The organism is Lacticaseibacillus sharpeae JCM 1186 = DSM 20505 (genome assembly GCF_001436225.1).
GTDB classification, from domain to species: domain Bacteria; phylum Bacillota; class Bacilli; order Lactobacillales; family Lactobacillaceae; genus Lacticaseibacillus; species Lacticaseibacillus sharpeae.
The window spans coordinates 110,170-124,116 of sequence record NZ_AYYO01000010.1; the positions used below are offsets into that span (position 1 = coordinate 110,170).

The 13,947-nt window shown below is 54.9% G+C and carries 14 protein-coding genes and 1 other RNA gene; 1 reads left to right on the plus strand and 14 read right to left on the minus strand.

The window, feature by feature from the left end; genetic code table 11:
* Positions 1-16: 16 nt before the first annotated feature.
* From FC18_RS03075 to FC18_RS03100, 6 genes are all read right to left on the minus strand, one after another.
* Positions 17-1,093, minus strand: a complete 1,077-nt coding sequence (locus tag FC18_RS03075) for a carbamoyl phosphate synthase small subunit (protein ID WP_056975429.1) — start codon at positions 1,091-1,093, stop codon at positions 17-19.
* 200 nt (positions 1,094-1,293) lie between these two features.
* On the minus strand, positions 1,294-2,586 hold the full coding sequence (locus FC18_RS03080; RefSeq protein WP_056975430.1) for a uracil-xanthine permease family protein: 1,293 nt from the start codon (positions 2,584-2,586) through the stop codon (positions 1,294-1,296).
* 142 nt (positions 2,587-2,728) lie between these two features.
* Positions 2,729-3,646 (minus strand): RluA family pseudouridine synthase, encoded by a 918-nt coding sequence (locus tag FC18_RS03085; RefSeq protein ID WP_056975431.1) that lies wholly within the window; start codon positions 3,644-3,646, stop codon positions 2,729-2,731.
* Positions 3,646-4,095: a signal peptidase II gene (lspA, locus tag FC18_RS03090; RefSeq protein ID WP_054676167.1), complete on the minus strand. Its 450-nt coding sequence runs from the start codon at positions 4,093-4,095 to the stop codon at positions 3,646-3,648. Before lspA ends, FC18_RS03085 begins: the two co-directional genes overlap by 1 nt.
* 24 nt (positions 4,096-4,119) lie before the next feature.
* Positions 4,120-5,793 (minus strand): formate--tetrahydrofolate ligase, encoded by a 1,674-nt coding sequence (locus FC18_RS03095; RefSeq protein WP_054676169.1) that lies wholly within the window; start codon positions 5,791-5,793, stop codon positions 4,120-4,122.
* Between the two features lie 9 nt (positions 5,794-5,802).
* Positions 5,803-6,183, minus strand: a complete 381-nt coding sequence (locus tag FC18_RS03100; RefSeq protein WP_054676174.1) for an EbsA family protein — start codon at positions 6,181-6,183, stop codon at positions 5,803-5,805.
* Between the two features lie 30 nt (positions 6,184-6,213).
* Between FC18_RS03100 and FC18_RS03105 the strand changes: the two genes are divergently transcribed.
* Entirely contained in the window at positions 6,214-6,609 is a 396-nt protein-coding gene (locus FC18_RS03105; protein WP_054676177.1) for a ribonuclease HI family protein, read from the plus strand.
* Between the two features lie 48 nt (positions 6,610-6,657).
* Here FC18_RS03105 and FC18_RS03110 read toward each other — a convergent pair whose 3' ends face one another.
* From FC18_RS03110 to FC18_RS03140, 8 genes are all read right to left on the minus strand, one after another.
* Positions 6,658-6,975 carry a hypothetical protein gene (locus tag FC18_RS03110; protein ID WP_054676180.1) on the minus strand — a complete coding sequence of 106 codons (318 nt, stop codon included), beginning with the start codon at positions 6,973-6,975 and terminating at the stop codon, positions 6,658-6,660.
* A gap of 51 nt (positions 6,976-7,026) precedes the next feature.
* Complete coding sequence (locus FC18_RS03115) at positions 7,027-8,532, minus strand: helix-turn-helix domain-containing protein (protein ID WP_056975433.1); 1,506 nt, start codon at positions 8,530-8,532, stop codon at positions 7,027-7,029.
* 277 nt (positions 8,533-8,809) lie between these two features.
* Entirely contained in the window at positions 8,810-10,714 is a 1,905-nt protein-coding gene (locus tag FC18_RS03120) for a M13 family metallopeptidase (protein ID WP_054676190.1), read from the minus strand.
* A gap of 182 nt (positions 10,715-10,896) precedes the next feature.
* Positions 10,897-11,124 carry a hypothetical protein gene (locus FC18_RS03125; RefSeq protein WP_054676193.1) on the minus strand — a complete coding sequence of 76 codons (228 nt, stop codon included), beginning with the start codon at positions 11,122-11,124 and terminating at the stop codon, positions 10,897-10,899.
* 104 nt (positions 11,125-11,228) lie between these two features.
* On the minus strand, positions 11,229-12,359 hold the full coding sequence (locus FC18_RS03130) for a THUMP domain-containing class I SAM-dependent RNA methyltransferase (RefSeq protein WP_054676196.1): 1,131 nt from the start codon (positions 12,357-12,359) through the stop codon (positions 11,229-11,231).
* A gap of 123 nt (positions 12,360-12,482) precedes the next feature.
* Positions 12,483-12,848: RNase P RNA component class B (gene rnpB / locus FC18_RS11905), an RNA gene on the minus strand.
* A gap of 18 nt (positions 12,849-12,866) precedes the next feature.
* Complete coding sequence (gpsB, locus tag FC18_RS03135; RefSeq protein WP_054676199.1) at positions 12,867-13,253, minus strand: cell division regulator GpsB; 387 nt, start codon at positions 13,251-13,253, stop codon at positions 12,867-12,869.
* Positions 13,254-13,307: 54 nt separating this feature from the next.
* Positions 13,308-13,886: an SLOG family protein gene (locus FC18_RS03140; RefSeq protein ID WP_054676202.1), complete on the minus strand. Its 579-nt coding sequence runs from the start codon at positions 13,884-13,886 to the stop codon at positions 13,308-13,310.
* Positions 13,887-13,947: the final 61 nt, after the last annotated feature.

Here is a 13,947-nt window from a genome sequence, read left to right on the forward strand (position 1 = left end):
TCATCCTTTCCTTGGGCTAGTACCCGGTATCCGTTGCGTCCATTAATTCCATGAACTCGGTGATTACGTGATCCGCGTCCCCACTGCCCGGCGCACCTTCTGGTTGGAACTGCACGGAAAATGCGGGGAACAAGCGGTGCCGCAGCCCTTCGATGGACCCGTCCACGACGTTTACGTGCGTCACGAGCAGTTTGTCGGGTTGAATGCTATCGCTGCGGACACCGTAGCTGTGGTTTTGGGTGGTAATGTCCACGCGGCCGGTCGCAACTTCACGCACGGGGAAGTTAATCCCGTGGTGCTCGTTTGCTAAGCGCACGATTTCGGCGCCGTTCGCCCGGGCAAATAACTCATGGCCCAGGCCAATCGCAAGCAGCGGTACTTTGCCCTGAATATCACGAATCATCTGTTCGGCATACGCGACGTCGCCCGGGTTACCGGGGCCATCTGACAGCACGACGCCATCGGGACTGAGGCTCAGGATGCTCTCCGCCTTCGTGGGTGCGGGCACGATGGTCAAGTTGCAGTCGCGGACAGCTAGTGCCCGCAGCAAGCTGTGCTTCAGGCCGAAGTCGACTACCACGACGTTCCGCCCCGTGGCTGGGGATGGATATGGTTTTTCCGTTGATACCTGCTGCACCTGGTTGTGGGGCAAAACGAGCGCCCGCAGTTGGTCGTAGGCGTGCTCGTCGTCAGCGTCGACGATACTGGCCTTAAATGGGTGGCCCGCTGCGTTCACGTGGCGCATGAGGGCACGGGTATCAATCCCGTAAATGGCGGGAATGCGCTGCCGGGTTAAGTATTCGTCCAGCGTCATCTTGCTGGCAACGTGGCCCGGAACATCTGCCAGGCCAGCAACCACGACCCCCTTGAGTGCGGGGTCGATGCTTTCGTAGTCATCACGATTAATCCCCACCGTGCCGACGAGCGGCGCCGTGAAGACGATAATCTTGCCTGTATTCACCTTGTCCGTGATTGTTGCCTGGTAGCCGGTCATCCCGGTTTGAATGACCAGTTCCCCGGTGCTGACGATTGGGGCGCCGAAGCCAGTGCCGGCATATGATGTGCCATCGTCGAGAATTAAGTAGCGGCGCATGTAACCACCCTCTCTATATGTAAAGCGCGTTGGCCGTTTGCTTTGGCGGCCAAAAGAATATTTGTCACGCTTTCAATTATATGTGCTTTTGCCAAGTTTTACTACCTACAAACGCCATTATCCGTTGCGGTGGTCGCGGTGGCGCCGGCAAAAAAACCGCCCAGTTGCCGCCCCCAAGGACGCAAGCTGTGCGGTTTTTGTTAGTCTTCGTTGGCCGCCTTTTGCGGCAGAATTAAGTTCATGAGAATTCCGATGACCGTGGCCAGAGCCAGACCAGAGAACGTGTAGCCGGAGAACTGCAAGCTGGCGTTCCCAATTCCGATTACGAGGATGGTCGAAGCAATCATCAGGTTGCGCTTCTTGTTGAAGTCAATCTTGTTGTCAATCAAGACGCGCAGGCCGTTACTGGCAATCACCCCAAAGAGCAGGAAGCTGATGCCACCGATGACGGGGCTGGGGATGGAACGGATGAGTGCGGCGAGCTTACCGATGAAGGCGAAGACGATGGCGAAGAAGCCGGCGCCACCGAGGACGTAGATGGAGTGCACACGCGTCATGGCGAGCACGCCGATGTTTTCCCCGTAAGACGTAACCGCTGGGCCCCCAATCAGACTGGCGATGATGGACGCGGTCCCGTCCCCCGCCAGCGTGTGGTTCAAACCGGGATCCTTGAAGAAGTTGCGGTTGGTCAGCTTATCCAGCACCATGATGTGGCCCATGTGTTCGGTCATGGTGACGAAGGCGATTGGCGCCATGGACAAGATGGCCCCCCAGTAGAACTTCGGGGCGTAGGTGACGAACGGAATCTGGAAGTCAGGCAGGCTGAACCACTTAGCGGCGATGACGCCGGAAAAATCAACGATGCCAAAAGCCAGGGCAATCAGGTACCCGCTCACGATACCGAGCAAAATTGGCAGTAAACTGATGAATTTCTTCAGGTACATGTTGTAGATGATGGTCAAAATCAGGGTTAACATGGCCACCGCGAAGTAGCGCAGGTCGTAGACGGAACTGCCGTTTGCCAGCGTGCGCATGGTGGCGTCAGTAGCGGCGGTGCCGGCCAGTGACAAGCCGATGACCATGACGATGGGCCCAACCACTACTGGGGGCAGTGCCTTGTCAATCCAGTCACTACCGATGAAGTTCACAATCAGTGCAACAATCAGGTAGACAATCCCGACGGCCATGGTTCCCTGCGCGATGGCGGGGTAACCGGCGCCCTTCATCAGCGCCTGCATGACGGTGATGAAGCTAAAGGAGGAGCCCATGTACGCGGGAATCTTGCCCTTGGTAATCAGGATATACATCAGGGTCCCCACCCCACTACTCATCAGGGCGATGGAAGGATCCAGGCCGACCAAGATGGGCACGAGCACGGTTGAGCCGAACATGGCGAATAAGTGCTGGATGGACAGCCCAATCCACTGCATGAATCCGGGGCGGTCACCGATATCAAGAACTGCTGCGTCATTGTGAAATTTTGTTTGTGCCATGTTAACTCCCTTTCCAAAAAAATACCTCCCGTCCAGAGTTAGACGGGAGGCATGGTTTTGGCCGCAAGTAATCACTTGCGGGTGCCGAGTTCCTTCTAAGCCTCTCTGGACTTGATTAAAGGTATTTAAATTACTGAATAGCTTACCGAACTCGCCGCGTCTTGTCAATGCCGGCGCGCAAATCGGCTAGAGTTTGGGCGAAGATTGGCGGGACATCAATGCTGAAGTTCATTTCGTCGCCGGTCCGTGGGTGTTTGAAGCCCAAGACGGCGGCGTGCAGGAATTGTCCGTGCCCCGGCAACGTCTTCTTGGGGCCGTACAGTGGGTCACCCGCAACGGGGTGGCCGATGTACGCCATGTGCACGCGAATCTGGTGCGTGCGCCCGGTTTCGAGGATGCAGCGTACCAGCGTGTAGTTGCCGAAGCGTTCTTCAACGGCAAAGTGGGTCACCGCGTGCCGCCCGCCCTGCTGCACCGCAATCTTCTTGCGGTCGCGGGGGTCGCGGGCCAGGGGTGCATCGACGGTGCCCTTATCTTCCGGAATGTTGCCGTGCACAATCGCCAGGTATTCCCGACGGTTAGACTTGGCGTGCAGCTGGGCAGAAAGACTAGTCATCGCTAACTGACTTTTGGCCACCATCAGCAGCCCGGACGTATCCCGGTCAATGCGGTGGACGATGCCGGGCCGAATCACGTCATTAATGGCGGCCAGGTGGGTGTGGTACAAGAGCCCGTTGACGAGGGTGCCATCGGGGTGGCCTGGTGCGGGGTGCACGACCATTCCCTGCGGCTTGTTGACCACAATCACGTCGTCGTCTTCATACACGATGTCGACCGGAATATCCTGGGGCACGGCGTCCAGCACGGTTGGCGCTGGCGGGTTAATGTCGATGACATCCCCCTGGACAACCTTATACGATGCACGCACGTATTTGCCGTTGACGGTAATGCGCTGATCACCTAACCACTGGTGAATCTGTGACCGGGTGTAGTCGGCGAAGTGGTCCGCGAGCACCTTGTCAATCCGCCCGGACTCGCTGGTAATGGTGAGACTAGGCATTAGTCCTGCCTCCCATCAAAGAAGATGATGTAGATGGCGACGCAGATTACCCCGACCGTCAGGCACATATCGGCGACGTTGAAGATGGGAAAGTTGATGAAGTCGGTCTGGAACATGTCCGTGACGTACTGCTGGTGCACCCGATCGATGAAATTGCCGAGTGCGCCGGCGAGAATCAGCGCCAGGCCGAGCCGGTAAATCGGTTTGTTTTTACTGTCGCGCCACATGAAGGCCACAACGGCGAGCGCGATGACGGTGACGATGTAGAAGAACCATTGCTGGCCCTCGAACATGCTCCAGGCGGCCCCGGTGTTGCGGATGTTGGTCAGGCTAAGAATGCCAGGAATCAGTTCGTGGCTGGTGTTTAAGGCAATGTTGCTGGCCACCCAGAACTTAACCAGCTGGTCGGCGGCAATCATGACCGCGGTGATGATGAGATAAATAATCAAAATTAGACTTCCGTTTCTGTTGCGTTAGAAGAGGCCGGAAATAACCCCGTCGTCGTCAACGTCGATATTTTGCGCAGCGGGCACCTTAGGCAGGCCCGGCATGGTCAGGATGGCCCCCGTCTTGACGACGAGAAAACCTGCGCCGAGCTTCGGCACGATTTCGCTGACGTGGATGGTGAAGTCAGTGGGCGCACCAAGTTTGGTGGCGTCATCACTGAAGGAGTACTGGGTCTTAGCAACGCAGACCGGTAACTTGTCCCAGCCGTTCTTCTTGATGACCTTCAAATTGATGCTGGCCTGGTGGCTGAATTCGACCTTACTGCCCCCGTAGACGTTCTGAACGATGGTTGCCAGTTTGTCCTGGAGCGAGGTGTCGAGCGCGTACAGTGGCTTGAACGTGGATGGCTGCTCAGTGGCCGTTACGACCGCCTGCGCGAGTTCTAGGCCGCCTGCGCTACCATCGGCCCAGACTGTCGTGTTGACCGCCTGGACGCCCTTAGCCGCGCACAATTCCTGGACGAGCTTGATTTCGGCGTCAGTGTCCTTAGTGAATGCGTTAATTGCGACCACAACCGGCACACCGTAATGCTGCATGTTGTCGATGTGGCGGTTCAGGTTGGCAAAACCGGCGCGCAATGCGGCCAAGTTCTCCGTGCCAAGTTCCTTAAGGGGTACGCCACCGTTGTACTTGAGCGCACGGACCGTAGCCACAATGACAACGGCGTCCGGCGTCTTGCCGAGCACTGGTGCCTTGATGTCCATGAACTTCTCGGCGCCAAGGTCGGCCCCAAAGCCCGCTTCGGTCACCGCGATGTCTCCGAGTGCCAGTGCGGCGCGGGTTGCGAGGACGGAATTACAACCATGCGCGATGTTGGCAAACGGACCGCCGTGAATGATGGTTGGGGTGTGTTCCAAGGTCTGCACGAGGTTGGGCTTGGCCGCGTCCTTCAGCAGGGCCGCAATCGCGCCGGTCACACCAAGCTGGGCCACCGTTACGGGTTTGCGGTCGTAAGAAAAGCCGATGACAATCCGGCCGATGCGTTCCTTGAGGTCGTGCAAGTCGCTGGCTAAGCACAAGACCGCCATGAGTTCACTGGCGACGGTGATGTCAAAGCCATCTTCGCGCGGCACCCCTTGGTACGGCCCACCCATGCCGATCACGATGTTGCGTAGTGCGCGGTCGTTGATGTCCAGCCCGCGCTTCCAGCTAATGCGCCGGGGGTCCAGGTTCAGCTGGTTCCCCTGTTGCATGTGGTTGTCAATCAGGGCTGCCAGCGTGTCCACCGCACAGGTTAATGCGTGCATGTCACCGGTGAAATGCAAGTTGATGTCTTCCATTGGCACCACTTGGGCGTAACCACCACCTGTGGCCCCACCCTTCATCCCCATGACGGGACCAAGTGACGGTTCGCGGAGTGCGAGCACGGCTTTTTTGCCAATTTTACGCAGTGCGTCCCCGAGGCCGACCACGATGGTGGACTTCCCCTCCCCCGCTGGTGTTGGGTTAATGGCGGTCACCAGGACCAGCTTGCCCTGCGGTTTTTGCGCCAAGCGCTTTTGGGCCGCAAAGGTGATTTTCGCCTTGTACGGGCCGTACTGCTCAATTTCGTCGGCCTGCAGTCCCGCAGCGCTTGCTACCTGGGCGATTGGCTGCATTTCATTTTTCTCGTTTGCTTGTGCGATATCAATGTCTGACATGGTTGCCCCCTAATTATGGTTGTTCAATAACTGTGCAATTAACGATGCCTTACGCCAGGTGCCAATTTGCAGGTCGCCGTATGGGGTGCCCTGCAATAGCAGCCGGTGTTTACCAATGACGCTGATGTTTAGGTCCTTAACCGGAATGGTCAGGGTGTTACTGGGCAGCACCCGCCTAAGCGTGAGGTGCTGCGCGCTGATGGTGCCATGATAGCGAACTACTTGTAAAATCACCACTAGGCTAGTGACTAATGCTACAATGATTGCAAGCAGCGATACATTGCTAGTTTCCATCTGCAGTGTCACCGCTAGTCCGTAACCGGCAATAATGAGGCCCCAAAAAATAACTGCGTCCATAATTGCGGGCTGGTACGAAAATCTTTGGCGCAAATCTATCACCATCCTAGGAAAATTTAGAACATGCTCAAATTGTACACAGACGCGGCCGTAAAAGGCAACCCAGGGCCAGCGGGAATTGGCATTCTTATTGTTGGATTAAATACTCCCATCGAAAAATCAGCGCCCATTGCGCCCATGACCAACCACGAAGCTGAGTTCGTCGCGGCGATTCACGGGTTCAACGAATTGGTGCATGCGGGCCTGGCTGGCCAAAACGTGCAGCTGATTTCGGACAGCGAACTAGTCATTGACGCGCTGAACAAGGGTTACACTAAGCATTATGGTGCGCTTTATGCCGAATTGGTGCAAGCCGCCGCCCCCTTCCCGCTTGTAATTCCGACGTGGCAAAATGAAAAGCAGAATCACCGCGCCCACCAGTTAGCGCTGCGGGGTCTGCACGCAAAGCGCGCGGATTAAAGCAAAAAAACGAGCCATTACCTGCGTTGGTAATGGTTCGTTTTTAGGTTAAATATCATCAAAACGCTTCTGGTTGGCCTTGAGTTCACTGTGTGCCGCGGCTACTAGCTGATCAACAGCGGTATCCAGTTCGGCGTCCGTTAGCGAATAAGCATCCCGTAAATAGCCTTCCGCGATGGCCCGGTAGTCACTTGTGGCGGCTCCCCCATCATGGAGCATTTCGTCAATGGCATCTGGCCAGTTGTCGATTGCTGCGGCAAGCTTGCTGGCAACGTGGTGGTCCTTCAGCCGGCGTTCAGCCGTGGCGACCAGCGTGTCGTTCATGTCAATTGCAGCCGCTTCGTCCTTTTTACGATTGCGTTTCATTATTTCCGTCACCTCAACTATATTTTACCGCTAATTCATGTTGCTGCGGCGTTAATCTTCGGCGACAGCTAGATCCTCATCGATGTAGGTGTAATCAATCCCCGAACCAGTCTTAATTCCCTTCTCGTGGACGGCCAGGTAGTGAATGTAGTGTTCCAGTGATAACCATGAACTGTAGCTACTGATGCTGAAGTAGAAATACTTGGACTTGTCCACCCGCGGGTCGGATACCTTGGTCATGTCCGCGGTGATAATCAGCCGCGCTACCGATTCAGAGTGCACCAGCTGCACGGCGGGCATTTGGGTGAGTGAGGCCTCAATCGCCGCGTATTCTTGATGGTCCATTGTCTCGTCGATGTAGATGCGCACGTGGCGCTTGGCGTCAGGCAGGGCGGTCGCGAGCAGCGGCGTGATGCGCCGGGTCAGTGGCGTTTGGATCTTACGGAAACCCTGCAGGTGGCCAGGCAGGGTCGCGAAGATTTGCTTGAGCATGTTCTCCAGCGAGCTCGGACTGGCCGAACCCACGGGAACGACGACCGGTTCTAATACGGGTACGCCTACCCCGAGAATTTTCATGGCCACGGTGACCGAGAGGATATTCCCGACTAACACCTGGTTGTCCAGCATGTGTGCATTAACGCCCGCCACCGTGTGCATCCGTCGCTGAATCAGTGAAACGAGCTGCCAATCCGCAGTGTTCAGCCGGGCGTGGTAGCCGATGAAGCGCGACAGTAGTTCGTCATCGTGGGTGTGGAAGCCGGCACAGAGCATCGTCTCCAGGTGAATGAGTGCAATGGTGTTCGGGAAATCACTGACAAAGTCCGGCATGTGGTTCAGCGCCGGTTTGAACCCCGTGATGGTGATTATTTCATCTAGTGGCCGCAACGAATTGAGTGGGTGCTTCGAATTAGCCCGAATAATGTTGACCGCACAAATCAGGCGGAGGCGGCGATGGTTGAAGTTTGGCATCACCAGCTGGGCTTTTTCCAGCCGGAGCGCCGTTTGTTCGGGCAAGTCCCCCAGTTCGGGAAACAGGTCGACCCCATCCTGGCAAATCTGCCAGAGTATCTCGCTGAGGGTAATCCGGACGACCATCTCGTTACCGTTGATGCTGATCGGATTGTAGTTCAGGCGGAGATCATATTGCTTCAGCATCTCGCTGAGCGCCTTGGTGCGCCGAAAAACAGTTGCCGTGCTGGTGCCCTGTGCGTCCGCGAATTCTTTGACGGTCCAGTCGGGGTGTTGCATGACGGCACAGAGGAATTCGCCGACAATCGATTGCCGCATTAAATAGACCGCGTAACATGGTGCGGGGATGTTGAAGCGGCGACTAATGGGTTCGGTGTGGGCGACGGGCGCTGCGCCCTTGCTCACGCGCAGTTCATTCAGCTCGTCCCCGATGATTTGAATCATGCGGTAGACGCTAGTTGTGCTCACGCCGCGTAATTTAGCAACGGTTTCCGCATTTTGGTACTCGCGTGGTAGATCAATGTACTGTTGGTAGAATTCCAGTCGGCTTTGGTCGTTATGGCCTAAAAACAATTGATACGTATACATAATTCTGTCACCCTCATCCCGGTTTGCTTAGCGACAATTCCCATACTTTAGATTATACAGGGTGACAAGACCTGTTTGGGAAAAGGGGGGTAACTTTTTTGCCATTTCACGTGTAACGTTACAAATCACTTAACAAATATCTGCATAAATTGCATATATGCACTTGTAAATAAGCACTATATTCGTTATTTAAAAGCTGGCCATTATGATTCTGGGCCGCCAACAAAAAAACAGACACACGGCCCGTTAAAAACGTGCGTGTGTCTGTTGGTGGTTCTTACCAAATAGTGATGCGCTTGTCAGGTGCCAAGTACATGCCGTCGCCCTCCTGAACATCGAAGGTGCTGTACCAGTCGTCCAGGTTGCGTGGCTGGATGTTAGCACGCAGGTAACCTGGCGCGTGGACGTCAGTTGCCAGAAGCAGCTGGGCGTATTCTGGGCGTTCCTTCATGCGCCAGATCCGGGCCCAGTTAGTGAAGAAGGCGTGCAAATCAACGTCGTCTTCCTGCTTTGCCGTGGTCAAAGCGGCGGAAATCCCGCCGGCATCGGCGATGTTTTCACTGACGATGAGCTTCCCGTTCACCTTGCCGCCCGCGTAGTCAATGCCGTCGAACTCGGCAATCATGTCCTGGGTCAACTCGTTGAACTTCTTGTAGTCGGCGTCCTGCCACCACTTCTTGAGGTTCCCGTACTCGTCGAACTGGGCCCCGTTGTTGTCGAAGCCGTGGGAGATTTCGTGGGCGATAACGGCCCCGATGCCCCCGAAGTTCTCGGATGGCGTCTGCTTCAGTGAGTAGAATGGTGCCTGCAAGATTGCGGCTGGGAACGTGATGTCGTTACGGGATGGGTCGTAGCAAGCGTTGACCAAGTGGCCAGGCATTGCCCATTCGGAACGGTCAACCGGCTTGGTCAGCTTAGCGAACTGCCACTTCTTGCGGGCTGCCGCGATGCCGGCAGCATTGGCGAGCAAGGTGGCACTTGGGTCAACCTTGAAGGCCGCATACATTGCGTCCACCTTGTCGGGGTAGCCCATCTTCAGAACCATCTTGTCCAACTTGACGATGGCCTTTTCACTTGTTTCCTTTGACAGCCAAGCGTTCTTTTGCAGCCGGTCCTTGTAGGTCGCAATCATGCGTTCAACCATCTTGATGACGTCCGTCTTGGCTGCCTCACCGAAGTATGTGCGGCCATAGTAGACCCCGATTGGTTCGGAGAAGAAGGTGTTGGTCAAACGGTAAGCACCCTTTTCCTTTGCTGGTGCTGCTGGCAGACCACGCAGGGCCCGGTTGAAGGCGCCACCGGCAATCCGCAGTTCGTCGCTGAGGAATGGGGTGTCGCTGAGCAAATCCTTGACGTACGCCCAAGCCTTGTAATCTGCGAATGTATCCGCGTTGAACAAGGTTGCAGCCTCATCCAGGAACCGGGGATCGTAGGCGATGACCTGTTCTGGCAAAGCCGGCATGGTTTCGTTCAGGAAGTTGATGAGGTCGAAACTGTCAGTCTTCTTGGCTGCTTCCGTGACGGAGATTGGGTTGTAGCATGCTGGGTAGTCGGCCCATTCTTCAGAGCTCTTGACCCGCTTAGCAACGGCAGCATCAAATGCCAGTGCGCCATCCAAGTAGGCATTCTGGTCAGCGGCGGACAAATCCGTCTTGGCTAGTACTACTGCCGCCGTTTCCCGCCACTTAGCGAGCAGCTTTGGCCCCTGCTCATTGTCCTTTGCGTAGTAAGTTGTGTCAGGCAAGATGGTGCTTGGACCCGAGATGACTACGGAGTTATGGCTCGTGTCTTTCATGTCGGCGTCAACGTCGACACTAACGGGCATTGGGAAACCGTTTGTGGCCAGCTGGCCAGCGTGTGCGTTGAATTCATCGATAGTGGTGATTGCTTGCAATTCCTGCAGGCGGTCAAGGGCGGGCTGAATGCCATCGGCGTCACGCTTAGCGAAATCGGTGGCCTGCTTGTATAACGTGATTGCTTCATTGAGGTCATCGCTATCGGACTGCTTGGTGCCAGCCGCGAACGCCTCGAAGTCGGCCATCAGTGTCTTTTCAACGTCGTCAGCTAGGTCTTGGAAGCCCCCAGTTGCGACCTTATCGTCGGGAATAACAGCAGTTGCGGCCCATTCACCGTTGACTGCTGCGTACAAATCATCTTGCACACGTGGTTGTGTATCTGCCATGCAATAATTCCTCCTCAGTAAAAATATGTAGTTAATCTTCTTCTAATACCTCGTTCATTGTACTCAAAAAATGATGAAAGTTAAAGCTAAGAATCCCATTTTGGCCCGTACAAGCGTCAATTTGTGTCCGCAGACGAAAAATAGCCCTCAATTTGCGGGCTATTTTTCGGTTTATTCAATTTTTAGTTGTACGCAACACGAGTGATTGCATAGCCGGGGATGCGTTTAATCCCCTTTTTGGTTTGCACCAGAATCACGGAACGGTCGGCGAACGGCTTCACCTGGCCGGGAATAATCTCCTTCACCGTCCCCTTGCACTTTTGCTTGTCCATCGTGGCAACGGTCACCTGCTGCCCCTTAATTCTGGCCTCGCTTAACCGCTTAAGAATGTCAATCATGCTTTCGCTCATGCGTTGTCCTCCTCTTCCAGTAGCTTGAAATCGGTTACAACTACATTATAACGCGTGCGGCGCAGATAATGAAGCGGTTTAGATTTTCTATTAATTTCTTAATGTTAGTGCTTGGCTGGTCGCTTTCCCCAGTACTGGAAAAGGTCCGTGCGAATGGCCCCGTTATATAGCTTGCGGCGCTTAGTTGCCTTCTGGCCGTAGAACCGTTCGAACTCGAGGTCCCCGGTCAGAATGTATTTGCTCCAGGTTGGCATGGTGCGGTAGACGTCCCCCATTTCGGTGGCAACGCGGCGGGCAGCTTCGACGTCGTTCATCCGCTTCCCGTATGGTGGGTTGGCGATGATGACCCCGTCCTCAAGGTCAGTGTGGAAGTCCTTGACGGCGACCTGACGGAAACGAATATTGTGCAAGACGCCGGCGTTTTGGGCGTTGACGTTCGCGATTTCAATCATTTCTTGGTTGATATCACCACCGATGATGGTCAACTCATTGTTGTTAATCAGGCTGTCTGCTTCTTCGCGCACGTCAGCGAGAATGCTGGGCTTCATGAAGTGGAAGTTGCTGAATGCGAAGTCACGCTTGATGCCGGGGGCAATGTTGCGGCCGATCAGGGCAGCTTCAATGGCAATCGTCCCGGAACCAGTCGTGGGGTCGTAGAACGGCATGTTCGGGTGCCAGTTCGTCAGCATGACCAGTGCCGCCGCGAAGTTTTCCTTCAGTGGTGCAGGGCCCTTGGCAACGCGGTAACCGCGCTTGAACAGTGAGCTCCCCGTCGAATCAATGGTGATGGTGGCGATGTCCTTCAGGATGGACACTTCCAGCGGGTACTTGTCCCCTGTTTCCGGCAGTCGGGAGTGACGGTGGTAAGTGGCACTCAGACTGTCAACGATGGCCTTCTTGGTGATGGCCTGGACGTCAGGCTCGGAGTGCAGCTTGCTGCGGACGGCGCGGCCCGCAACGGGGAACTGCGCGTCAAGTGGCAGGTAATCGGCCCAGGCAATTGCGCGGACTCCTTCGAACAGTTCCTCGAAAGATAGGGCCTTGAACTGGGTGACGATGATCTTAATCCGGTCGGCGGAACGGAGCCAGACGTTCGTGTACGCGATGTCACGTTCGTCGCCCTCAAAATAAACCTTCCCGTTTTCGGTGCGGGTCTTGTAGCCCATATCCTGCAGTTCGCGGGCAGTAACGGACTCGAAGCCCGCAGCCATCGTTGCGACTAGTTGATATTTCATATTATTCCTCTCTGTGGTTGGTGCTGGTGTGTGCGTTTAAGCAATTACGAATTAACTGGTTTTGCATTTACCATTGTATACTAAAACAGCTTGGGTTGCCCCAAGCTGTGCCTGCCTGTAAACCTCTATAGGCCATGTTTTGTTCCGGTCGGAAGTCAGGCACAACCGACCATTAGTAATCATCTATCTTAGTGCAATGCACTATTTCGCCGTTAGTTCAGTTACCATGGCGAAACGCCCCTACCAAAGTTTGGGTTACTCGCTTGCGGGGTTTACCCGTTCCAGGCGCACCGTTTCCGATGCGCATCGTCTCTGTGGCACTGTTCAGACCTACTGGCGCATAGCATAAGCCTTAGCGCGTTTGGTCGCCGTTACCGATAACTCGGTACCCAGGCTTATTGGGCCTGGCGCAATCACTACAGGCATCGCAGCCTGTGCGGGCATGGACCTTCCTCACCCTACATACATAGGGCGCAATTACTCGTGGTTTACAGGTTTAGTAACAAATTAATATTGGCCACGTTCACGTGGGTCGCTAGCGGCGGAGTTGTCTCCGGCGAGCTTGCTGCCAAACACGTGCCGCTCAAGATTCGACAGACGTTTCAGAATGTCGTAATTTGTTGCAGCAGTACTGGTAGGTGCTGCTGTGCTGGCCGTGCCCTTAGCAACAGTGAGTTGCTTGTTGAGTTCGTCGACGCGGCTAACCAGCCGTGCGTGTTCCTCATTGAGACGGTCAATCTCTGCGGTGTAGGCTTCGTAGTCCTTGATGATTGAGTCGAGATACTCGTCGACTTCATCAGGATCGTAGCCCCGCATTTTGGTCTTAAACTGTTTATTGAGAATATCTTTTGGTCCGTATTGGACACTGAATTGCTGTTCGTTTTCTGAATCCATATTAAACACCTCGGAAATTCCCACGCGGGGATAAATATATTTTAGCATAAATTATTAGTTTTGAAAATCATTATTTCGTTCGGCTTCGGCTTCTGCCAGTGCCCGCGCCGTTTCTTCTAGATCATCCATCGAAATATTGCGAAAATCATACTCACGGCGGGCCGGCAAGTTCTGCACGCGGCGGTAGTCGTAGTCGGGTTTGCCGGGGAAGTCTGGGTCGTAAACAAACAGCGCCCCATCCGTATGGTCCGTCATGAACTGACCGTATTGTGCCAGCTGGTACCCGCCCTTATAAGGGTCGTTGCTAATGCTGGCAGAAAAATCGACGCGCGTGCGCAGTTGGGCCAGCGCTTCTTGACTACTTTCTTGCCACCGCTCGCCAAAGTTCTGGTACGGCAACATTATCGCCACCTGCAAATCGGGGTAGTCTTTTTTGAGTTCGAGCGCAACTTCGGCGGCCCATTGCTCTGTCCCCTGCTGGCCCCCGGTGATCAGCCATTCGAGCCCGTCGTCCAGATAGTCACCAAGAATATTTTTTAGTGAATCTTTAATTACCGGGATGTGCGGGTCTTTCTGGCCGTGCACGTTCAGCTCGTATGCGCGGTATCCCGTTACCCAAAGGCGTTTTAGCACTGAAACTCCCCCTATTAACCATCCGCAATTTAAGGCGGTTGTTAAGCTGTTTTTATGCGCT

Coding starts and splice junctions, on each gene's coding strand:
- FC18_RS03125 (WP_054676193.1), bottom strand. CDS start 11,124: ATGAGCGAAAGCATGATTGACATTCTTAAGCGGTTAAGCGAGGCCAGA.
- FC18_RS03085 (WP_056975431.1), bottom strand. CDS start 3,646: ATGCCTAGTCTCACCATTACCAGCGAGTCCGGGCGGATTGACAAGGTG.
- FC18_RS03120 (WP_054676190.1), bottom strand. CDS start 10,714: ATGGCAGATACACAACCACGTGTGCAAGATGATTTGTACGCAGCAGTC.
- FC18_RS03075 (WP_056975429.1), bottom strand. CDS start 1,093: ATGCGCCGCTACTTAATTCTCGACGATGGCACATCATATGCCGGCACT.
- FC18_RS03130 (WP_054676196.1), bottom strand. CDS start 12,359: ATGAAATATCAACTAGTCGCAACGATGGCTGCGGGCTTCGAGTCCGTT.
- FC18_RS03105 (WP_054676177.1), top strand. CDS start 6,214: ATGCTCAAATTGTACACAGACGCGGCCGTAAAAGGCAACCCAGGGCCA.
- FC18_RS03080 (WP_056975430.1), bottom strand. CDS start 2,586: ATGGCACAAACAAAATTTCACAATGACGCAGCAGTTCTTGATATCGGT.
- FC18_RS03095 (WP_054676169.1), bottom strand. CDS start 5,793: ATGTCAGACATTGATATCGCACAAGCAAACGAGAAAAATGAAATGCAG.
- FC18_RS03115 (WP_056975433.1), bottom strand. CDS start 8,532: ATGTATACGTATCAATTGTTTTTAGGCCATAACGACCAAAGCCGACTG.
- gpsB (WP_054676199.1), bottom strand. CDS start 13,253: ATGGATTCAGAAAACGAACAGCAATTCAGTGTCCAATACGGACCAAAA.
- FC18_RS03110 (WP_054676180.1), bottom strand. CDS start 6,975: ATGAAACGCAATCGTAAAAAGGACGAAGCGGCTGCAATTGACATGAAC.